General features: G+C 63.5%; 22 protein-coding genes. 9 read left to right on the top strand and 13 right to left on the bottom strand.

The window, feature by feature from the left end:
• Positions 1–54: 54 nt before the first annotated feature.
• Genes EAE28_RS11170 through EAE28_RS11145 form a run of 6 tightly spaced genes read right to left on the bottom strand, consistent with a single transcriptional unit; the run spans position 55 to position 6,660 of the window.
• Positions 55–1,221 carry an ABC transporter substrate-binding protein gene (locus tag EAE28_RS11170; RefSeq protein ID WP_127106200.1) on the bottom strand — a complete coding sequence of 389 codons (1,167 nt, stop codon included), beginning with the start codon at positions 1,219–1,221 and terminating at the stop codon, positions 55–57.
• Between the two features lie 53 nt (positions 1,222–1,274).
• On the bottom strand, positions 1,275–3,140 hold the full coding sequence (locus tag EAE28_RS11165) for an AMP-dependent synthetase/ligase (protein ID WP_127106198.1): 1,866 nt from the start codon (positions 3,138–3,140) through the stop codon (positions 1,275–1,277).
• Positions 3,137–3,907: an ABC transporter ATP-binding protein gene (locus tag EAE28_RS11160; protein WP_127106196.1), complete on the bottom strand. Its 771-nt coding sequence runs from the start codon at positions 3,905–3,907 to the stop codon at positions 3,137–3,139. Before EAE28_RS11160 ends, EAE28_RS11165 begins: the two co-directional genes overlap by 4 nt.
• The gene (locus EAE28_RS11155) at positions 3,904–4,704 is read right to left on the bottom strand and encodes an ABC transporter ATP-binding protein (RefSeq protein WP_127106194.1); all 801 of its coding nucleotides are present in this window, start codon (positions 4,702–4,704) and stop codon (positions 3,904–3,906) included. Before EAE28_RS11155 ends, EAE28_RS11160 begins: the two co-directional genes overlap by 4 nt.
• Positions 4,701–5,780 carry a branched-chain amino acid ABC transporter permease gene (locus EAE28_RS11150; protein WP_127106192.1) on the bottom strand — a complete coding sequence of 360 codons (1,080 nt, stop codon included), beginning with the start codon at positions 5,778–5,780 and terminating at the stop codon, positions 4,701–4,703. Before EAE28_RS11150 ends, EAE28_RS11155 begins: the two co-directional genes overlap by 4 nt.
• A gap of 4 nt (positions 5,781–5,784) precedes the next feature.
• On the bottom strand, positions 5,785–6,660 hold the full coding sequence (locus EAE28_RS11145) for a branched-chain amino acid ABC transporter permease (protein ID WP_127106190.1): 876 nt from the start codon (positions 6,658–6,660) through the stop codon (positions 5,785–5,787).
• A gap of 368 nt (positions 6,661–7,028) precedes the next feature.
• Here EAE28_RS11145 and EAE28_RS11140 point away from each other — a divergent pair, with 368 nt between their 5' ends.
• From EAE28_RS11140 to EAE28_RS11125, 4 genes are all read left to right on the top strand, one after another.
• Positions 7,029–8,126 (top strand): transglutaminase-like domain-containing protein, encoded by a 1,098-nt coding sequence (locus EAE28_RS11140; protein WP_127106188.1) that lies wholly within the window; start codon positions 7,029–7,031, stop codon positions 8,124–8,126.
• Positions 8,123–9,391: a phosphopantothenoylcysteine decarboxylase domain-containing protein gene (locus EAE28_RS11135; RefSeq protein ID WP_127106186.1), complete on the top strand. Its 1,269-nt coding sequence runs from the start codon at positions 8,123–8,125 to the stop codon at positions 9,389–9,391. The genes EAE28_RS11140 and EAE28_RS11135 overlap by 4 nt, the downstream gene beginning before the upstream one ends.
• A 126-nt stretch (positions 9,392–9,517) precedes the next feature.
• The gene (locus tag EAE28_RS11130; RefSeq protein ID WP_127106185.1) at positions 9,518–10,609 is read left to right on the top strand and encodes a GSCFA domain-containing protein; all 1,092 of its coding nucleotides are present in this window, start codon (positions 9,518–9,520) and stop codon (positions 10,607–10,609) included.
• Positions 10,610–10,746: 137 nt separating this feature from the next.
• Positions 10,747–11,271 (top strand): hypothetical protein, encoded by a 525-nt coding sequence (locus tag EAE28_RS11125; protein WP_164736615.1) that lies wholly within the window; start codon positions 10,747–10,749, stop codon positions 11,269–11,271.
• Here the strand turns inward: EAE28_RS11125 and EAE28_RS11120 are convergent.
• Together EAE28_RS11120 and EAE28_RS11115 are read right to left on the bottom strand one after the other, a co-directional pair.
• Entirely contained in the window at positions 11,255–11,959 is a 705-nt protein-coding gene (locus EAE28_RS11120) for a winged helix-turn-helix domain-containing protein (protein WP_127106181.1), read from the bottom strand. The genes EAE28_RS11125 and EAE28_RS11120 overlap by 17 nt on opposite strands.
• Positions 11,937–12,227, bottom strand: a complete 291-nt coding sequence (locus EAE28_RS11115) for a hypothetical protein (RefSeq protein ID WP_127106179.1) — start codon at positions 12,225–12,227, stop codon at positions 11,937–11,939. The genes EAE28_RS11120 and EAE28_RS11115 overlap by 23 nt, the downstream gene beginning before the upstream one ends.
• Positions 12,228–12,451: 224 nt before the next feature.
• Here EAE28_RS11115 and EAE28_RS11110 point away from each other — a divergent pair, with 224 nt between their 5' ends.
• From EAE28_RS11110 to EAE28_RS11090, 5 genes are all read left to right on the top strand, one after another.
• The gene (locus tag EAE28_RS11110; protein ID WP_127106177.1) at positions 12,452–13,198 is read left to right on the top strand and encodes a hypothetical protein; all 747 of its coding nucleotides are present in this window, start codon (positions 12,452–12,454) and stop codon (positions 13,196–13,198) included.
• 223 nt (positions 13,199–13,421) lie between these two features.
• A complete protein-coding gene (locus EAE28_RS11105; protein ID WP_127106175.1) occupies positions 13,422–14,039 on the top strand; it encodes a ribonuclease HII in 618 nt (205 codons plus the stop codon).
• A 114-nt stretch (positions 14,040–14,153) separates the two neighbouring features.
• A complete protein-coding gene (locus tag EAE28_RS11100; protein WP_127106173.1) occupies positions 14,154–15,263 on the top strand; it encodes a site-specific DNA-methyltransferase in 1,110 nt (369 codons plus the stop codon).
• 204 nt (positions 15,264–15,467) lie between these two features.
• Complete coding sequence (locus EAE28_RS11095) at positions 15,468–15,857, top strand: MbcA/ParS/Xre antitoxin family protein (protein ID WP_127106171.1); 390 nt, start codon at positions 15,468–15,470, stop codon at positions 15,855–15,857.
• Entirely contained in the window at positions 15,854–16,546 is a 693-nt protein-coding gene (locus EAE28_RS11090; protein ID WP_127106169.1) for an RES family NAD+ phosphorylase, read from the top strand. The genes EAE28_RS11095 and EAE28_RS11090 overlap by 4 nt, the downstream gene beginning before the upstream one ends.
• Here the strand turns inward: EAE28_RS11090 and EAE28_RS23740 are convergent.
• The 5 genes from EAE28_RS23740 to EAE28_RS11070 all read right to left on the bottom strand — a co-directional run bounded on the left by EAE28_RS23740 (position 16,543) and on the right by EAE28_RS11070 (position 20,530).
• On the bottom strand, positions 16,543–16,698 hold the full coding sequence (locus EAE28_RS23740; protein ID WP_164736614.1) for a hypothetical protein: 156 nt from the start codon (positions 16,696–16,698) through the stop codon (positions 16,543–16,545). The two genes, EAE28_RS11090 and EAE28_RS23740, sit on opposite strands and share 4 nt — an antisense overlap.
• 11 nt (positions 16,699–16,709) lie before the next feature.
• Positions 16,710–17,480 carry an FCD domain-containing protein gene (locus EAE28_RS11085; RefSeq protein WP_127106167.1) on the bottom strand — a complete coding sequence of 257 codons (771 nt, stop codon included), beginning with the start codon at positions 17,478–17,480 and terminating at the stop codon, positions 16,710–16,712.
• Positions 17,481–17,599: 119 nt separating this feature from the next.
• Positions 17,600–18,232: a YiaD family glycine zipper/OmpA-like lipoprotein gene (locus EAE28_RS11080; protein ID WP_127106165.1), complete on the bottom strand. Its 633-nt coding sequence runs from the start codon at positions 18,230–18,232 to the stop codon at positions 17,600–17,602.
• Positions 18,233–18,359: 127 nt separating this feature from the next.
• Positions 18,360–19,205 carry a methylated-DNA--[protein]-cysteine S-methyltransferase gene (locus EAE28_RS11075; RefSeq protein WP_127106163.1) on the bottom strand — a complete coding sequence of 282 codons (846 nt, stop codon included), beginning with the start codon at positions 19,203–19,205 and terminating at the stop codon, positions 18,360–18,362.
• A 137-nt stretch (positions 19,206–19,342) separates the two neighbouring features.
• Positions 19,343–20,530, bottom strand: coding sequence for a 4Fe-4S double cluster binding domain-containing protein (locus EAE28_RS11070; RefSeq protein WP_127106161.1), 1,188 nt, complete (start codon positions 20,528–20,530; stop codon positions 19,343–19,345).
• Positions 20,531–20,613: the final 83 nt, after the last annotated feature.

The raw sequence follows: 20,613 nt of genomic DNA, 5'->3' as shown, positions 1-20,613 counted from the left end.
GATAAAAAAGGGGCCGCAAACGCGGCCCCTTTTCGTTAGCTCAGTGCGACGATCTTACATGTCGCCCGGGATGCTGGTCACGGTGTTCCACTGACCACCACCAACTTCGCTGATGAAGATGTCATTCGCGCCCTGATGGTCGGCCCCAAAGTTGATGTGGGTGCCCAGCAGGTGGTCGTCATAGTCCAGCCCTTCCATGGCCGAGACAAAACCTTCGGTCGTCAGGTCAGGGCCTGCGTCAACCAGCGCCATCACAAGCTGACGCGCGGCGGTATAGCCAAGCATGGCAAAGCCCGAAGCAGGCTGGCCATAGCGCTCTTCATAGGCGGCAATGAAGGCGGCGGGCTCTTCTTCGGTTGCGCGGGCGCGCAGATCCTGCCAGCCGGACGACGCAAACAGGCCGTCAGTCACGCCACCCGGCACCATCGCCACCGGCTCAAGGAACCCGGCAGACGAGGTCAGGAAGTGGACGTCATCCCAGCCCAGCTGTTTGGCGGTGCCAACCACGGTGATCCCGGCGCGGACGCCCAGTGCCTGCGTGACGATCTGGCAGCCCGCAGCGCGCAGACGGCTGACGGCACCGACAAAATCCTGCTCGTCAGGACGGTGGCTGGTTTCATCGACAAAGGTCAGGCCCAGACGCTCGGCGGTCTCATGCGACGACAGCGCGATCTCTTCGCCAAAGTCGGTCGGCAGATACATCGAGCAGACATTGGTCGCGCCGGTCGTCTCGTGCAGGTACTGGATGCCCGCCGCGATCTGGTCGTAGTAGCTGGAGAAGGACACGAAGTTCATGCCCGGCGGTTCGGGCAGAATGGCGCGCGCAGCGGTCAGCGGCGCGATGTTGGGCACGCCCCGGCGTTCCATCAGCGGGTAATGCGCCAGGTTATGCGGCGTGCCAAGGTTGAGCAGCATCGCAAAGACGCCGTCGCGCTCGATCAGCTTGTTATAGCCCTGCGTGGCGCGGGGCAGCTGATAGCCGTGATCCTCGACCAGATAGCGGATCTGGCGGCCGTTCACGCCACCGGCTGCGTTGATCTCATCGAAATACAGGTTCGCGCCGTTGACCGCCGGGGTCGAGACCGCCGCGAAAACGCCCGACAGGTCATGCACGCCGCCAATCAGGATCTCGGTATCGGTCACGCCACGGGTCTGCGCGACGGCGCCCGATGCGACCGTGGCTGCCAGTGCAGCGGCAAAGAGCGTGAGTGTCTGTTTCATTATCGTTCCTCCCTTATCGAGCCCTCCCCAGGCCCGGTTTCAATCATGGTTCCTCAGTACATCGCGTCAATCAGCGGCTTGTGCCGTGTCTCGACGGTTGCGCGTTTCAGCTTCATGGTCGCCGTCAACTCCTCATCTTCGGCGGTCAGAAGCACGTCGATCAGGCGGAAATCCTTGATTTGTTCGACGCGCGCGAATTCCTTGTTGACCGCGTCCACCTCGGCCCGGATCAGCGCCAGCACCGGCTCGGCCCGGCACAGGCTGCGGAAGTCGCTGAACGGCACCTTCTGGTCCTGCGCGTATTTCTCGACGTTTTCCTGATCGATCATGATCAGGCAGGTCAGATATTTGCGCCGGTCGCCGATCACCACGGCATCGCTGATATAGTGGCTGAACTTCAGGCGGCTTTCGATCTCGGCGGGGGTGATGTTCTTGCCGCCCGCCGTGATGATGATGTCCTTCATCCGGCCGGTGATGGTGGTGAACCCGTCATCGACGCGCCCCACATCGCCGGTGCGCAGCCAGCCGTCTTCGGTAAAGGCCTCGGCTGTCTTGTCGGGCTTGTTCAGATAGCCCTTGAAGACGTTCAGGCCTTTGACCTGAATCTCGCCATCGGGCGCAATGCGCACATCGACGCCGGGATTTGGCCGCCCGACCGAGCCGGTCCTGTTCGCCTCGGGCAGGTTGATGGTGCCGACACCGGCGGTCTCGGACATGCCGAACCCTTCATAGAGCGGCACGCCGATCGCGTGATACCAGCGCAGCAGTTCCGGCGAGATGGGCGCGGCCCCCGTCAGCCCGCGCGTGATCCGGTCCATGCCCAGCATGCGGCGCAGGTTGGCGAGCACCAGAAAGTCCCAGATCCGGTAGCGCAGCGCCACGCCGCCCGGCACATCGCGCCCGTCCAGCAAATAGGCGGCGCGGGCCTCACCGGCCTTGATCGCCCGGCTGAAGGCCCAGCGGCCCAGCAGGGTGGAGTCCTGCGCCATGACCAGCACGCGCGAATAGATCTTTTCCCAGACGCGCGGCACGGCGACGAACCCATGCGGCGAGATTTCCCGCAAATTGTCGAACACCGTCTCAGGGCTTTCGGCAAAGTTCACCGTCGAGGACACCACCAGCGGTGTATAGAGCGACACCACCCGTTCAAGGATATGGCACAGCGGCAGGAAGCACAGCTGTTCGGCGTGTTTCTGGAAGGGCAGGCCGTACAGGCTCGACTCCATCGCCGCCATGATGTTTTCCTGCGTGAGCATCACGCCTTTGGGCTGCCCGGTGGTGCCTGAGGTATAGATGAGGACCGCCACATCATCGGGCTGCACCGCGTCGATGGCGGCGTTGAACACGGCGTCATCGCGGTTGTTGCGGCCCAGATCATAGAGGTCGGACAGCAGCATGCATTTGTCGTGGTGAAAGTCGTGCAGGCCCTCGCCGTCAAAGATGATCACCTTGATCAGCGACGGCATCTGCGCTTCGACTTCGAGGAATTTGTCGAGCTGTTCCTCATTCTCGACAAACAGGAACCGCGTCTGGCTGTCGCTGACCAGATAGGCCAGCTGGCTGGCGGAATCGGTCGTATAGACCCCGGACGAGATTGCGCCGAGGCATTGCGCGGCCATGTCGCAATACATCCACTCCTTGCTGTCCTCAGCCAGGATCGAGATCACCTCGCCGCGTTGCAGACCAAGGCTGCGCAGGCCGGTGGCGATGTCTTGCACATTGGTCAGGTAGTCGGCCCAGGAATAGGCCTGCCAGATGCCAAGGTCTTTCTCGCGGTGCGCGGTCAGCGCTCCGTTCTCCTGACAGCGGGCGCGCAGCAAGGCGGGGATGGTGGTGTGGCTGTCGATGCGCATCGGGCTGATGCCCGGCTCGGCATTGACGCGGACGCCTTTGAGGTCCTTTTCAGGCTGTGCGTTCATCGCCAGGTTTTCCTCTTTTTCCAGCGCCGCTCGCCGCGTTGTCCTTCATGCGCGTGTCCCAGATAGAAGCTCTGAATGTCCTCGGACGCGGCCAGCTTGTCGGCGGTGTCGGCCATGACGATGCGGCCCAACTCCATCACATAGCCCTGATCGGCCAGATCCAGCGCCACGGCGGCGTTCTGCTCGACCAGCATCATGGTCACGCCCTCATCCTGATTGAGCTTGCGCAGGATGGTGAAGATTTCCTGCGTCAGCAGCGGAGACAGGCCCAGTGAGGGTTCATCCAGCAGCATGATCTTGGGCCGCACCATCAGCCCGCGCCCGATGGCCAGCATCTGTTGCTGGCCGCCCGACAGCGTGCCGGCCTCCTGGTTGCGGCGCTCGGCCAGAATGGGAAAGTAGGTGAACACCAGATCCCGGTCGCGCGCGATCTCGGCGCGGTCGTTGCGGGTATAGGCACCCAGCGTCAGGTTTTCCTCGACCGTGAGCAGGGGGAAGACCTCGCGCCCCTCGGGCACCTGTACGATGCCCTGGCGCACGACGTGATGCGGCTCACGGCCCTGAATTTCGCCGCCCTCAAACAGGATCTGGCCCTTTTCGGGGTTCATGATGCCTGAGATGGTTTTCAGCAGCGTCGTCTTGCCCGCGCCATTCGCCCCCAGAACGGCAACGACCTGACCCTTGTGCACCTCAAGACTGACGCCCCGGATCGCCATGATCGGGCCGTAAAAGGTTTCGAGGTTCCGCACCTCAAGAAGCGCGCTCATACCCGCTCCCCTTTCGCATTCGCGGTTTTTGAGATGGCCGAGGTGCCCAGGTAAGCCTCGATCACCGCCGGGTGCGATTGCACCTCGGTCGGCGTGCCCTCGGCCAGCGCGGCCCCGTCAGCCAGCGCCAGCACCCGGTCGCAGACCTTGGAAACCAGCCCCATGTCATGCTCGACCATCAGCACGGTGATGCCCATCTGGCGGCGGATGTCGTCGATCCACCAGCGCATGTCCTGCGTTTCCTCGACCGAGAGGCCCGAGGCAGGCTCGTCCAGCAGCAACAGCCGCGGCTTGGTCGCCAGCGCGCGCGCCAGTTCGACCACTTTGCGCACGCCGTAGGGCAGGCCCATGATCATCTTGTCGCGGTAGGCCTGCAGATCGAGAAACTCGATCACCTCCTCAACCGCCAGCCGGTGCTTGCGCTCTTCCGAGCGGGTGCGGCCCATGAACAGGATCTCTTCCACCAGCGTGGTCTTGCGGTGGCGGTGGCGACCGACCAGCAGGTTTTGCAGGACCGTGGCGTGATCGAACAGCTCGATGTTCTGGAAGGTCCGGGCGATACCAAGGCTCGCCACCTCATTCGGGCGGCGGTCCAGCAGGTTCTGGCCGTCGAAGGTGATCTTGCCGTTAAACGGCCGGTAGAACCGCGAGATCATGTTGAACACGGTCGATTTTCCCGCGCCGTTCGGTCCGACCAGCGCGAAAACCTCGCCCTCATTGACCGACATCGACAGGTTGTTCACCGCCGTCACGCCGCCGAATTTCAGCGTCACGTTTTCCAGTGTCAAAAGGCTCATCTCAGACGCTCCGTCTTGAGGTAGGTCTTCTGCCGGCGGAACATGTCGCGGCGGGCGAAGGGGAACAGCTCCAGCCAGGTGCGCATCTTCAGCCATCGACCGTACAGGCCCATCGGCTCGAACAGGATAAACGCGATCAGCAGCATGCCGAACACGCCCGTTTCCAGTCCGGGGATCGAGGCCGAGCCGAGGTTGTCGGTCAGGATCGACAGGAACTGCGGCAGGAAGGCGATGACGATCGCGCCCAGAAACGCCCCGTGGATGAAGCCAAGCCCGCCGATGATGATCATCATCAACAGCTGGATCGAGATCAGGAAGTTGAAGGTCTCATTGTTGAACGCCCCGGCGAACAGGCCCAGCAGCGCCCCGCCAAGGCCTGCAAAGGCGCAGCTCAGCCCGAAAGCCAGCGTCTTGGTGCGGGCCACATCGACGCCCATCGCCTGCGCCGAAATCTCGGAGTCGCGCACGGCGGCGAACGCGCGGCCCAACGGCGCGCGCAGCAGGTTGCGGTAGAGCAGGGTGACGACAACGGCGGTGCCAAGGGCGAGGAAATACCAGCTCGCCGGGTTGGCCCAGCGGTTGATCTCAATGCCAAAGATCCAGATCTCGGGCGCGAACTTGCCGTTCACGCCGCCGGTCCACGGCGACAGGATGACGATCACATCGTCGGCCAGAATCGCCAGCGCCAGCGTGAAGATCGCGAGATAGACGCCGTGCAGCCGCAGGGCGGGCAGGGCGATGATCGCGCCGATCACCCCGGTCAGCACCCCGGCCAGCGGCAGCGCCAGCAGGATCGGCACGCCGTTCTCCATCATGATCACGCAGGAATAGCAGCCCAGCGCCATAAAGGCCGAATGGCCCAGACTGACCTGTCCGGTCTGTCCAGTCAGCAGCATCAGCCCAAGGCCCGCGACGGCCCAGATCAGCACGTTGGTGACTTCGCCCAGATAAAACGAATCGATGATCCACGGCAGCACCAGCATCAGCACCAGCAGTGCGCCATAGACCGACAGGGTCCAGCGGTCGGGGAACAGGCGGATGTCGTGATCGTAGCTTGTCTTGAAATGAAACCGCATGGCGTCAGACCTTTTTCACGCGCACCTGCGCGAACAGCCCGTTGGGGCGGAACACCAGGACGAGGATGAGCAGCGCGTAAGGAGCGATCTGCGAATAGCCGGTGGGGAAGTAGCGGGCGGCGAAAGGCTCAATCAGGCCGACAATAAGACCGCCCATCAAGGCACCGGGAAGGCTGCCGAATCCCCCGATGACGGCGGCGGCAAAGGCCTTGATTCCAATGAAACCGGACGAAATATCCAGCGTCCCCTTGGACGCGTAGAGGATTCCCGCCACGCAGGCGACGACTCCGGCCAGTGCCCAGACCGCGCCCTGCACCCGTTTTACCGGAATGCCCATATAATAGGCAGCCATCTGATTCTGCGACGCAGCTTGCATGGCAAGCCCTAATTTCGTGCGCTGGAAAAATTGCCAGAGCAGCACGGTCATCAGCAGCGTCACCACGATCACCGAAATATCCGCCAGACTGAGCACGACTCCCCCGGCGCGCACGTCGCCCAAGGCGAGGGGCGAGTGCAGGCTCTGCGGCTCGTGGCCCCAGATCACCCCGGCGACGAAACGGATCACGAAGCCCAGCGCGATGGTCAGGATCACCACTGCTGTCTGGCTCTGTCCGAACATGAATCGCAGGATGGTGAGATCAAGCAGATACCCGAGCGCCGCCATGATCAGCAGCGCTACTGGTACCGCCAGCCAGAAATTCATCCCCAGATATTGTGGATTGACCAGGCCGATCATCACAAATGCGCCGAGCATCATGAAGTCGCCCTGGGCGAAATTCACGGCTTCGGTCGCCTTGTAGATGAGTACGAAACCCAGCGCCACCAAGCCATAAACGCAGCCGTTCGCGAGACCGCTCAAGAGCAGTTGCATCACTTCCATGGAAGGTCCTCCCAGACCAGCGCCCAACCCTAACCCAGCGTTTGCCGCCAGTGCCGGTGCCCTCCGGGCGCTTTTGTAAAGGATTGCCGCAAGCCGGTGGTATTTCAACCTTTTTTCCAAGGCTTCCCAAAAGCGGACGCGACGGCAACTTACGCCGCATCGCAGAAGGGCTGAATCGAGGATTCCTTGCCACGGATTCCGAGATTCTGGCTTCTTTGTGGCAATTTGTTGTCTCGAATGAAACAAAACTCTTCTTGTGGGCGAGTTGCGGAGTTACACTTTTCCAATGTTCGACTCCTGCATGCTGCCAGCTACGGAGCGGGTCGACGTCAACTGCTGCCAAAAGTCACGATTGGGGGACTCAAAAAATGTCGAGCACAGCTGCAAAGGTACTCAACCCAGAATTGCTGGAACTCTTCAGCGATTCAACGCTGGGACTCTATCTGGATTCGAAGGACTCTCAGGTCTTTGCGATGGGTGAGGTTCGCCACCTCGCGCCGGGCGAAGTGCTGGATGAGCGCGGTGAATCGCCGTTGTTTATCATTCTGGATGGTCGTCTGGCCGGGGCCCGCGACTGGTTTGGTCCGGGGAATCACTTTGGCCCCACCGGCCAGACCCTGCAGGCCGTTGATCTGCCGGCGCGCGTTTGGGTCACCGACACCTCGTCCGCAGCCTGGGCCACGCCGCAGGGCCGCACGCTGCGCCGCTCGCTGACGCAGGCGCTGATTGCCGCCGATGTGGCCGAGTCGAACGCGACCCCGCCTGAGTCGCTGCCGGACCCCGAAACCCTGTGCGATTTCGATCACCCGGCGATTCGCCGGCAAGCCGCGCGCCTGCGCCGGGCCTCGCCTGCCAGCACCGCTGAGGCGATTCTCAAGTTCGTTCATTCCTTCCCGTACCGTTTCGGCGCCTGGCAAGAGCGCGCGTCCGATACGCTGGAGCGCCGCGTTGGTATGTGTACCACCAAGAGCAACCTGCAGGTCGCGCTGATGCGCGCCGCCGGTCTTGAAGCCGGTTTCGCCGAAGTGCCGATGTCCACCTCGGTTCTGGGCAAGCTGATGCCCGCTGGCTGGCTGGCCCTGCAGCGCCCGACCGTGCGCCACTACTTCGCCGCGGTGAAGCTGGGCGGTCGCTGGCATGGGGCGGATTCGTCCTATGACGTTGCCAGCTACCGCATCTATCTTGAGATGTTCCCTTGGATGGCGCACCGCGAAGAGCCGACGCTGTCCGAAGGCCATCCCTACATGCCCGCGCTGGAAATCCAGCATGCGGATCTGTTCGACATCACCGTGGTGCCCGCGATCACCGCCGAGATGGGCAAGAAGAGCCGCTTCCTGACCCGCCATTTCGAGGCGTTGAACACCCGCATGGACCGTGCGCGTGGCTCGCAGTTGCGTTGGGCGCGTGAGGCCGCCGGCCTTTCGACCCCGGCAGAGTCGGCTGTCGAGAACGAGGTTCGTGCATGAGCCTTTACGACTGGGACTTCCGCGCGCCGACGCCCTCGACCATGGGCGATCATGACGTGCCGCGGGCCTCGAGCAGGCTGGAAGGGCGACGTATCGCCCTTCTGGTCACCGGGGGTATTGCCGCCATGAAAGCCCCCGAGATCGCTCGCGGGCTTCGGCGGCATGGGGCCAGCGTCACCGCCTTCGCCAGCGAAGACGCGTTGCGCTACGTCGCGCGGGATGCGCTGGAATGGGCGACGCTGGGGCCGGTGGTCTCGGCGCTGACCTGGAAGGCCGAGCATCTGAGCGACGGCGCGCCCTTCGACGCTTATCTGGTCGCCCCGGCGACGCATTCCACCATCGCCAAGATCGCGCACGGGATCGGTGACACCGTCGTCACCTCGACGATGATCTCGGCGCTGGGCCGGATGGAGCAGGGGCGCTGCCAGGTGCTGATCGCGCCGACGATGCACGGCACCATGCACAACAGTCAGCTGGTCGACAACGCCCAGCGACTGGCGGCGCAGGGCGTCAAGATGATCGCGCCGCGCGATGCCTACGGCAAGCATAACCTGCCCGACACCGAGACCCTATGCATTGCCGTGGGGCGTGCGCTGAGCGCCTCGCCGCTGCGGGGCCGCAAGGTCATGGTCACGGCTGGTCCGACCCCGGTGCCCATCGACGGCGTGCGCCGCATCGTCAACCGCTTCCGCGGTCGTCTGGGCGCGCAGGTGGCCGAGGAACTGATCTGGCGCGGCGCGGATGCCGAGCTGATTCTGGGCGATGGCGCGTGGCGGCCCAAGGCACCGATCCCGGTGACCGTTACCCGCACCTACGACGAATACCGCGACACGGTTGTAGCGCGGTGCAAGGCAGGGATGTGGGCGGGCGTGTTCTCGGCTGGCGTGGCTGATTACCGGCCCAAGGTCGCGGTTCAGGGCAAGATCGCCTCGGGGCAGGCGACCTATATGCTGGAAATGGAACCGACCGAGAAGGTCATCGACATGGCGATGGCGGCGGATCCCCGGATGCACACGGTCGCCTTCAAGTATCTTGAGGGAGTCAGCGAGGAAGAGCTGATCCGGGTCGCTGGCCAACGTCTGGACCGCGCCGGTCTGGTCGTCGCCACCCGTGGCGAAGACACGCGCGGCACCGACCAGCGGGCGCTGATGGTGCGGGCTGATGGGGTGACACCCATCGAGAACAAGCGCGCGATTGCCAACGCGATTGCCGATTACCTCGAGGGGCTGACCGGCAATGTGGCGATGATGAAAGCCGCTGAGTAACGCCTCTGTCGCAACCCCAAGCCGCCGCGTGCCGGGGGCTGGGGTTGCGGAACCCACAGTTGCGCCATTGACGACCTATGGTTGGCTGTCTAGCCTTGATGCACGTGGGCGAAAGGGGCCGGGACAGTGAATCCGTACAAAAGCGTTCCCGAAAAAGGCTACTGGAAACAGGCAATTGCCAGCCGCTCGCCGTTTGACGTTACTGAATTATGGGATCCCAAGTTCCGCATCCCCCGTCGCGCGCCGATCGTTACCTTTGGCTCTTGCTTCGCCCAGCATTTCGCCAAGGCACTGCTCAAGCGCGACATGAACTGGTTTGACGCCGAACCGGCCCCGGCTGCGGTCAGCGACGGGCTGGCGGTGACCTTCGGCTATCGCACGTTTTCAGCGCGTACGGCCAACATCTATACCCCCTCGCTGTTGCTGCAGTGGTTGCGCTGGGCCTTTGGCGACGCTGAGGTTCCCACCGAAGTCTGGCAAACGGGTGATCGCTTTGTCGATCCCTTCCGCCCGCGTATCGAGCCCGACGGGTTCGACAGCCCCGAAACTGTGGTACGCCTGCGCAATCAGACGCTGGCGGCGCTGCGTGACTGCGTCACCAAGGCCAAGGTCTTTGTCTTCACGCTGGGGCTGACGGAAAGCTGGTTTCACAAGGACGGCTACGAATACCCCATGTGCCCCGGCACGGCAGGCGGCAGCTTCGACGGCGCGCAGCATGTCTTTGTTAACCAGCGCTTTACGCAAGTGCATGAGGCGTTGGAGCAAGCCATCGCGCTGATGCGTCGCCACAACCCGCGGCTCATGGTGTTGCTGACAGTGTCACCCGTGCCGCTGATTGCCACCAACAGTGGCGAGCATGTCCTGGTTGCCACGATGCAGAGCAAATCCTTGCTGCGCTCGGTCGCGTGGGAGGTTTCGGCCAGCCATGATTTCGTCGACTACTTCCCCAGTTACGAGATCATCAACGCCCCCTCATTCAAGGGCATGTTCTTTGAGCCTGACCAACGCTCGGTGAACCCGGTGGGTGTGGATTTCGTCATGCGCAGCTTCTTTGACGCCCGCGAGCGCAAGTTCGGCGCCGACGCGATGCCCGCGTCACGCCGCGCGCCGAATGACAAGGACAAGGCTCCGGCGGCTTCCGAAGGGGCGACCAGACGGCACGACGCCGATGTGGTGTGCGAGGAAGAGGTGCTGGCCGCCTTTGGTCCGCGCGGATGAAGGTCTGCGTCATTGGGAATTCGCACGCCGGGTCCTTGCTTGGCGCCTTGGATGCGCTGCCGGAAGACCGGCGGCCGGCCTGGGATTTTTTCGTTGCTCCCAACGGCTTTCGCGACAAGGCCGGGCTGAAGGCTATCGTGCATGATTCCGTGCGGGGGGCGTTTCTGGGCTTCCCGTATTATCGGTCAGACAAGGGCGCTGACGCGGTGATCGCCGATTACGACTGCTTCATTCTGGTCGGCGCTCATCACCCGGTCGGCGCCATCGCAGGCATGCTCAAGCAAGAGATGAGCGACCGCTTCCGCGCCGCCGCGCTGGCCGAGATTTGCCAGACCACGCGGCTTTACCGTTTCGCTCAGGCGATTCGCAGCACCAGTACCGCGCGAATTTTGCTGACCACGCGCCTTGCGCCCACGGACGCCAACCGCGCAGACGTGGCCGATATCGCCCGGACAGCGGCGGAGGTGGCGGCGTTCTGGGCGGGGCATGGGGTTGAGTTGATTGCGCAGCCGCAGGCGACCTTGACGCCTGAGGGGCTGACGCGCATGGAGGCTCTGATCAGCGTCGAGAACCACCACTTCACACTCGACGCCTCGACTCTGGCGCTGGAGACGTTGAGAGCGGCGCTTGCCGTTCCCCGCGCGGTCAGATCATCCGAATGACGTCTTTCTCGACCGCCAGCATATAGCCTTGCCGCGCGATGTTGCGCACCAGCAGTTCGCTGACCATCTGGTTGCCCAGTGAATCGCGCAGGCGTTTGATGCGGGTGGCCCCGGCGGCCTCCTCACAGTCAGACTCGCGACGGCCCGAGATCACCGATTCCAACTGCGTGCCGGTCAGCATCTCGCCGTCCATGCGGGCCTCGGCCAGAACGGCCATGGCTTCGACGGCCGCCTCGGTCAGGTTGAATTCCAGATCGTTGATATAGACCTTGCGCTCAGCCCGGCTGATCACCAGCGACGACACCTGAATCCCGGTCTTCTGCACCTGCGCCAGTTTGCGGTTCAGCGCGATCAGGGCCAGCACCAGCACCAGCGATGTGATCAGCAGCAGGCTCGCGAACAGGATCAGCACAAAGATCACGCCCCGGTAGCTGACCAGCACCTCGGCAAAGGTGGTGCCCGATTGCGCCAGAATTTCCAGCAGCCGCAACTCGGCGTTGCCGGTCAGATCGGCGTTCTCGTTGAAGATCTGCAGCACACGCGCGTTGAACTCGTTCGTGTCCGGCAGGTTCAGGAACAGCAGAACCGCCGCCAGCGCCAGAATCAGGACGATGGCCGCGATTCCCAGAACGATGGCGCGCGACCCGATGCGCGTCAGGCTGATGTCAGAATCGGAGGTAGTGTCCATTGGTGTAGCCGGAATTGCCTGGTGCAGAGTTGCTGCTTACTGTGGACACAATATTGGACAAGGTCCAGCCAGACCGGGCAAGAGCGCTGCGAAGATAGGTTGCGGCGCTTTGCGCGTCGCAGGATCCCCCGCGGATCTCGGCCACGCCAAAGGCAAGTTGCACGGGGTTTTGTTGTTGTGCGCGGTACTCGGCATAGCACGCGGCCGAAGCCGGCAGCGCCATCACCAGCGTCGCGCCGGCGGCAAGAATCAGGTGCTTCAGTCGCATGGATGTTCCTGTGGGGTCAGAGTTCCTCATAGGCTAGAACATGCCGATAGGCTGCCTGCTATGCAATATCGCGCCGTGGGAACCGGGTTTCCGCCGGGGGGTTATCCGATAACGACGCGCCGATATTGCCTGTCAGGGGGCGTGGGGCACACCGTTCCCCCACACCGGAACCGAGCAGCAGAAGACCGCGCCGGTCCCACGATCTTTGCTTGAAAGGTTGGATCATGACACACCGAACTTTCCCCCCGTCAGCCTGGGTGGGCCTCTTGCCTCGCCGGCTGACAATGGTGGTCGCCGTCGCTGCACTGGCGCTGGGCGGTATGACCGCCGGCGCCCGTCCGGCCAAGGCCGATGCTGACGACATTCTGCGTTTTCTGGCGGGGGCGTTGGTGGTTGGCGCCATCGTTCACGCGATCGACGACAACAACACGCCGCAATACGCGGGCCGCTGGGCCTTGCCCGGCGCTTGCCTTGAGACGATTCGCGTCAACCGTCGCAACATCGACGCGTATAATGCCCGGTGCCTGCAACGCGCCGGCTACCAGAACCTGCCCTATCGCTGCCAGTACGAGTTCCGCGTCGGCAATGGTCGTACCCGCACCGGCTATATCGCCGAATGTATGTACGAAGCCGGGTTTGGCCGCGATCAGGGGGGCTATTCGCCGCCGGACCGCTACCCGCCGCAGTTCAGCCCGCCGCAGTACCGCCCGCCCTATGGTCGTCCGCCGGTGCATGGTCGTCCCCCCAACATGTCGCCCCCGCGCGCCGAACCGCCCACCAGCTGGCTGCCCGGCCATTGTGAGATGACCTATCGTCAGGGTGGTCGCCGGATTGATGGCTATTGGGGCCGATGCCTGCGCGAATCCGGTGTGCGCAACCTGCCCGGCCAGTGCCGCGTCACCTCGACCGACGGGGACCGGATCTTCAACGCCCTATGTCTGCGAAACGCGGGTTTCCGCCGCGGACGGTAAGAGGTCTCGTCCCGGATTGACCAAACGCCCATGACCAAACTCTGACTTACACCAAACCCTTTACCTGTTCCTGCGTGACGAGTGCTTTCACGATCCTGACTTGAGGCGTCATCACAATCCATGGACGACCCCGGCATGTGCCGGGGAAGGGGCGGGCCCATCCGGGCTCGCCCCTTGAGTTTGCCCGGCTTGCCCGGTCCGGCGCAGCGTGGTTGAACAGCCCATGACCAATCCCCGCACCACCCCCGATTTCGCCTTTGAAGCCGCCCTCAGCCCCCTGCGCGTCGCGGGGGTCGATGAGGTGGGGCGCGGCCCTCTGGCGGGCCCTGTGACCGCTGCGGCGGTGATCCTTGACCCTGCGCGTATCCCCCAAGGGCTGAACGATTCAAAGAAGCTGACCGAGCGTGCCCGCGACCGGCTGGCAATCGAGATCCGCGACAGCGCTCTGGCCTATGCCGTGGCCCACGCCAGCGTCGAGGAGATTGACAGCCTCAACATCCTGCGCGCCAGCCACCTTGCCATGCGCCGCGCGCTTGAGGCCCTGCAGCCTGCCGCGCAGCACGCCCTGATCGACGGCAACCGTCTGCCCGAGGGACTGGTCATTCCCGCCGACACCGTGGTCAAGGGCGACGCACGCTCGGTGTCGATCGCGGCGGCGTCGATCCTTGCCAAGGTCGAACGCGACGCGATTATGCGTGAACTTTCGCTGACAAACCCCGGATATGGTTGGGAAAAGAACGCGGGGTACCCCTCTCCGGCGCACCTGTTGGCGCTAACGGCCCTGGGGATAACCCCACATCATCGCCGTTCCTTTGCCCCCGTGCGCAAGATGTTGTGTTAAGAACATTAAATAAGGGCCTGATTCAAAAAGGAATTGACGCCGAGTCCCCAATGAATCATCTTAAGACAACGGAGCGCCTCAAAATCAAAAGAATGGCGCCCGAATGAGGCAGTGATGGCAACGAAGACCCGGGATGCGGCAGCTGAGAAGCTTCCGCTCGACCAAATTCTTGCGGGCGATTGCATTGATATCATGAACTCGTTGCCTGAGGGCAGCGTGGACCTGATCTTTGCAGACCCGCCGTATAACCTTCAATTGAAGGGTTCTCTCCACCGGCCGGATAACTCGGCCGTGGACGCAGTGACCGACCACTGGGACCAGTTCGCAAGTTTTGCGGCCTATGACAGCTTTACCCGCGCCTGGCTGAAAGCCGCGCGCCGGTTGCTGAAACCCGATGGCGCGATCTGGGTAATCGGCAGTTACCACAACATTTTCCGCGTTGGCGCGGCGTTGCAGGATGCCGGTTACTGGGTGCTGAACGACGTCATCTGGCGCAAGTCGAACCCGATGCCCAACTTCAAGGGCAAGCGGCTGACCAATGCGCATGAAACGATGATCTGGGCATCCAAGGCCGAGACGTCGAAATACACCTTTAATTATGAAGCGCTTAAAGCGCTGAATGAAGGTATTCAGATGCGTTCGGATTGGGTTTTGCCGATCTGTACCGGTCATGAGCGTCTGAAAGACGCCAATGGCGACAAAGCGCATCCGACGCAAAAACCGGAATCGCTGCTGCACCGCGTTATCGTTGGCAGCACCAATCCCGGCGATGTCGTGCTGGACCCGTTCTTTGGCACGGGGACCACGGGTGCCGTGTCCAAGATGCTGGGTCGTCATTTCATCGGCATCGAGCGCGAAGAAAGCTATCGCAAGGTCGCTACGGCGCGTCTGGACAAGGTGCGCAAACTGGATGCGTCGGCGCTGGAAACCTCGACCTCGAAACGCGCCGAGCCGCGTGTGCCCTTCGGCCAGCTGGTCGAGCGTGGCATGCTGCGTCCGGGTGAAATGCTGGTCTCGCCGCGCGGCAAGGCTGCCAAGGTGCGCGTCGATGGTTCACTGGTTTCGGCCGAACATCGCGGATCGATCCACCAGGTCGGTGCCTTGCTGGAAGGCGCGCCTTCCTGCAACGGATGGACCTACTGGCAGTTCAAACGCGACGGCCAGTTGATTCCGATCGATATACTGCGTCAGCAGATCCGGACCGAAATGGCCCGCGACGCCTGACGTCAAAAGTTTACCGCCAGCGTCCTTGGCCCCAAGCCGGGGACGCCACTTGATCCCCGTCCTTGTGGCGGGGGTTTTTTTTATCAAACCGCGACGGGGTGAGTCCGTCAAGCCAGTTCATGGGTAAAATGCGGCCGATCCGATCATATGGACTTTACATTTGGGCCATATGGTCCATATCCTGTGGATAACAGGAGATACAGCATGGACGCCGCGCTCACTCTGCATCCCAGTGATGGCCGCGCCGCCGTGGCGCTCAAGGCCTTTGGCCGCATCATTGCGGACTGGGGTCTGTCGCAGGCGCAGGCGGCCGCGCTGGCCGATATGTCCGAAAGCACGTGGAAACGCGCGCGCAAGCCCGGTTATGCCGGGGATCTGACGCATGACCAATTGCTGCGGCTCAGCGCGGTGATCGGCATTTACAAGGCACTGGCGCTCTATTTCGACGACCCGCTGGCCCGGCGCTGGATCACCCTGCCCAACACCGGCCCGCTGTTCGACGGTGCGCGCCCGGTTGAGACGATGATCGCTGACGGACTGCCGCAGTTCCTGCGCGTGCGCGCCTATCTGGATGCGCTCAGGGGCGGCATGTGAAGATCACGCCGTTGTCTGAACGCGGGTTGGTGCGGTTGATCCCGGCCACCTATCACAAACCGCCTGCCTTGCGCGGGCTGGTCGATACCGATGACGAACTGGCTGTTCTGGCGGAAATCGAAGGGCTTACCTCGGCCCGCCTGACCGCCGAAAGGGGGCGCAACCTGCATCTCGACCGGCGCGAGCTGGCGTGGCAGCGGCGGCGGCACGATCTGGCGGTCTATGGCAACAGCCACATCAACGCGGCTTTCGCCTATACCCGCGCGGGCGGCAACCGTTTCAATGACGGGGATCGGGGTGCGTGGTACTGCGCCTGGGACGTGCTGACCTCGGTGGCCGAGGTCGCATGGCACAAAACGCGCGAGCTGCGCTATGTCGGCGTGTTCACCGAAACCGCGCGCTATGTCGAACTGATTGCCGATGTGATCGGCGACTTCCCCGATCTGGGCGATCAGCCGGACCACGCGGCGCTGAACCCCGATCCGGCGCTGGGCTACCCTGAGGGTCAGGCGTTGGCCGGGCATATCCGCCGAGAGGGGCACGCGGGGCTGATCTACCCCTCGGTGCGCCACCCGGCTGGCCGCTGTCTGGTCCTGTTCGAGCCGACAGCGATCCGCAATGTGCGGCCCGGTGCCAGTTGGGAAATCAGCTGGACCGGGACGCCTGACTACAGCGTGACTGCGCTTTAGTCGTCTTTCTTGTTCTTCTCGGCAGCGGCCTTCATGCGGGCCAGCAGTTCGGATTTGTCGGGGGTGCCGCTGGGCTTGCCCGATTTGGAGGTGCGGTCCTGCGGCTCTTTGCTGTTGCGCCGCGGGTTGCCTGATTTGCCGTAATCTACCATGGGTCTTTTCCTTACTCTCGCGCCAGTTCGTGCTGATACCTCAGCCGGGCGATATCTTCGTTGCGATCCGCCTTGCGCAGATCGCTCAGCGTGTTTTCGACGTAATTCATATGGCTCTCGGCAGCGATGCGGGCGGCAAGCGGGTCGCGCGTCTGGATCGCCGCGTTGATCGCCCGATGCTGCGCCAGCAACTGCTCGCGGGTCGCGTGCTGCCGATACATCTGCTGGCGGTTATAGAAGACACCCTCCTTGAGCAAGTCGAACATGGCCCGCATCATGTGCAGCATGATGATGTTGTGGCTGGCTTCGATGATTGCCAGATGGAATTCCGCATCCAGCGCCGCTTCATCCGTCGGATTGCGCTTCTGATGCGCGGTTTCCATCTTCTGATAGACGGTGTCGATCACCTTCAGATCGGTGTCCGAGCCAAAGCGCGCGGCGCGCTCGGCGGCCATGCCCTCAAGGTCGCGGCGAAAGCTGACGTAGTCGAACACCGCCTCATCATGGCTGCCAAACAGCTTGATCAGGGGTTCGGAAAACGCCGAGCCCAGCATATCCGCCACGAACACGCCCGACCCGGCGCGGCTGATCAGCAGGCCACGGTCCTGCAGATTGGCAATCGCCTCGCGCAGCGACGGGCGGCTGACGCTCATCCGCTCGGCCAGTTCACGTTCTGACGGCAGACGCTCGCCGGGGCGCAACAGCCCGCGCAGGATCAACAGCTCGATCTGGCGGACCACCCCTTGCGACAGTTTTTCCTGATGGACCGGTTGAAATGGCATGGCCCCTCCCTGATTGGTCAAAAGATATGACCACTGCCGCCCTCGGGCAATGCCTATCGCGCGTAAATAAGGGGCCGGACCCGCAGGTCCAGCCCCTCAAGATGTCAGCCTGAACAGCCTCAGTTCGGGCGGATGGTGATTTCCACACGCCGGTTCTGCGCCCGACCGGCGGCCGAGTCATTCGAGGCGACCGGTTGCGTCATGCCAGCGCCACGGCCCTGCACGCGGCTGGCCGGTACACCCGAGGTGATCAGCACACCCGCCACCGCATCGGCGCGGCGCAGCGACAGCGTCTGGTTATAGCTGGCCGAGCCGGTCGAGTCGGTGTGACCGGTGACGATCACGGTGCTGCCGGGATAGCGCTGAAGGTTGGCGGCGATGGTGCGCAGATCCGATTGCAGATCCGGGCGCACGGCGGCGCTGTCGGTTGCGAACAGGATGTCCTGCGGCAGGGTCACGACGATCTCGTTGCCGGTGTTGACCACGCCCACGTTCGACCCCAGCGAGCCGCGCAGTTCGGCTGCCTGCTGGTCCAGATGGTTGCCGATCACGCCGCCCGCGATCGCGCCCAGACCGGCGCCGATCAACACGCGCTCGCTGCTGCCGTTGCCGGTCGCTGCGCCCAGCAAACCGCCGACTGCCGCGCCGGTCAGCGCGCCGGTGCCTTGGCGATACGGGTCGCCCGAACTGGTGGTACAGGCCGCGATCAGCGACAGGGCGGTCATGGCCGCAAAAGCCTTGGTTGCCATCATTTGGAAATCTCCTTTGAGAATACGCTTTGCTGGTAAACTATCCAAAGCCCGAAGAGTTCAACAGTAACACGCGCATAGCGCACCGTCACGTTGGCTTGATCGGCGGATTACCACCGATGCGGGTGCATCACGCCGCATCCTCGCGCGCCGCTTCCCACGCCAGCATCGCCCGTTTCACCGGCAGCCCCCAATGATAGCCGGTCAGCGCCCCCGATTTCGCCAGCGCCCGGTGGCAGGGAATCAGCCAGCTGATCGGGTTGCGCCCGACCGCTGCCCCTACGGCGCGGTTGGCCGTGGGCTGGCCGATCACGCGGGCGATCTCGGAGTACGAGGTGACATGGCCCGACGGAATGGTCAGCAGCGCCTCCCAGACCTTGATCTGAAACGGCGCGCCGATCAGGTACAGCGGTGCCTCATCCGCGCCGCCCGCGATCCCGAACGCCGCATCGACCCAGGGTTTCAGCCGCGCCGCGTCCTCGACAAACGTCGCTTTCGGCCACCGCCCGCTCAGATCCGCAAACGCTGCCGCCGCGCCCATCTCGGCGGCAAAGCCCAGCCCACACAGGCCTTTCTCGGTTCCCATCACCAGCGCAGGCCCGAAGGGGCTGTCGAACCAGCCCCAGGAAATAACCAATCCCGCGCCGCCCTTCGCATATTCGCCCGGCGTCATAGCCTCCCAGCGCAGGAACAGATCGTGCAGCCGCCCCGGCCCGGACAGCCCCGCCTCATGCGCCGCTTCCAGCACGGTGAACCGCTCGGCCAGCAGCGAGCGCGCGTGCCCCAGCGCCAGATACTGCTGATACCGCTTGGGCGAGACCCCGACCCATTGCGTAAACAGCCGCTGGAAATGCGCCGCACTCATGCCCAGTCGCCCGGCCAGATCCTCCAGCGCCACACGCTCGCCGCCCGCCTGGTCCAGCTCGGCAATCGCCCGCGCCATCACGCCGTAATGGTATCCCCGCTCGTCATCCATGCGAAAACCGCGCCCCTATCATCTGTCCGAAAATATCCCGGGGGGTGAGCCCGGAACGGGCGAGGGGGGCTGGCCCCCTTTCCCCGTCGCCCATCCTACGCAGCGGCCAACACCCAAGCGACCCGAAACCTGCGCTTTCAGCCCGCCCACCAGTCACGCGGTTTCAGCCGCGCCGCGCGGCCGGACCGGTCATCCAGCCACAACGCCAGCCTGCGCAGCGGCGACAGTGCCAGTTTCAGCCACAACCGGTTCCGGCGCTTGCTGTAGTCGCGGTTGAACGGGCAGACGCGCAGACAGATCGCGCAATCTGAGGCGAGCTTGGCCCAGTAGCCAAAGCATTTCTCGGCATCCGAGGTCCATTTCACCACGCCCTTGATGGCCGAGCGGTTCTGCGTCTGGGCGCTCGGTGCGCCGAACGGCAGCGCCTTTACCGGGCAGGCATCAGCGCAGCGGGTGCAGATGTCGCAGACCGCCTTCACGCCCAGCGGTTTGGGCGTGTCATGCGACAGCGGCAGGTCGGTGAATATCTTGGAAAACCGCAGCCTTGGGCCAAACTCCGGCGTGATCACCAGTTGATTGCGCGCGTATTCGCCCAGACCCGCCTTCACCGCGAAGGGGATCACCAGCCCGGTGTCGTTCATCGACGCAACCGCGTTATAGCCCAGATTGCGGATATAGGCCGCGACCTGCATCACGATCGCCGCCTCGTGACTGTACTCGCGCCCCGTCGCCGCCCCCGCCAAAGCGGACGGATAGGTCTGCACCAAGGGCTGATCCATCTGATGCCCCAGCACGATGACCGAAGTCATGCCGGGCGGCATCTCGACCGGGCTTTCCGAAAAGTCGCGCGTATCGACCTGCGTCTGATAGATCCAGCGCTCGTCAAAACCGGTCACCCCGCACAGATCCGCGCCAAAGAATTTCGCGATCCGCTTGACCTCAACCGCCATCCGCGCCGGGTCATCAATCGCTACCTGCACGGGGGCGACCGGCGTGTCGGCGCGGATCGGGGCCTGAAAGCCTTCGCGCACGCCCTCGGCGGCCGAGCGGTTCGAGATGATGTCACTGACCAGCCACGCCGCATTGCGCAGGGCAAAGTCCTTTTGCTGGAACCCCTCACCTTTGCGCGGATTGGCATCCATCCGGTAGCTGGCAAAGAACGCATCGCTCTGCTTGCTGCGCACCGTGTCGTCCCAGAACGCCCGGGTGAACACATCGTCGCGCTGGCGAAAGCGCGTGAAGTCTGGCGTCGTCTCGATCCCGGCGGCGGCATCGAGCAAAGGATCGGGCGGCAGGTTGTGGCCGCTGGCGGGCACGCTGGTCATAGCGGCACGCTAGGGGCGCTCACGGCCTAAGTCAAAGCCTCTGGACGTCGCCGGTGCTTCGCGCAAAGGTGGGGAGAACACCA

This window comes from Pararhodobacter zhoushanensis, from assembly GCF_003990445.1.
Classification (GTDB): Bacteria; Pseudomonadota; Alphaproteobacteria; order Rhodobacterales; family Rhodobacteraceae; genus Pararhodobacter; species Pararhodobacter zhoushanensis.
Note: the sequence above shows the minus strand (reverse complement) of the source record. Positions and strands in the feature narration are given on the sequence as shown.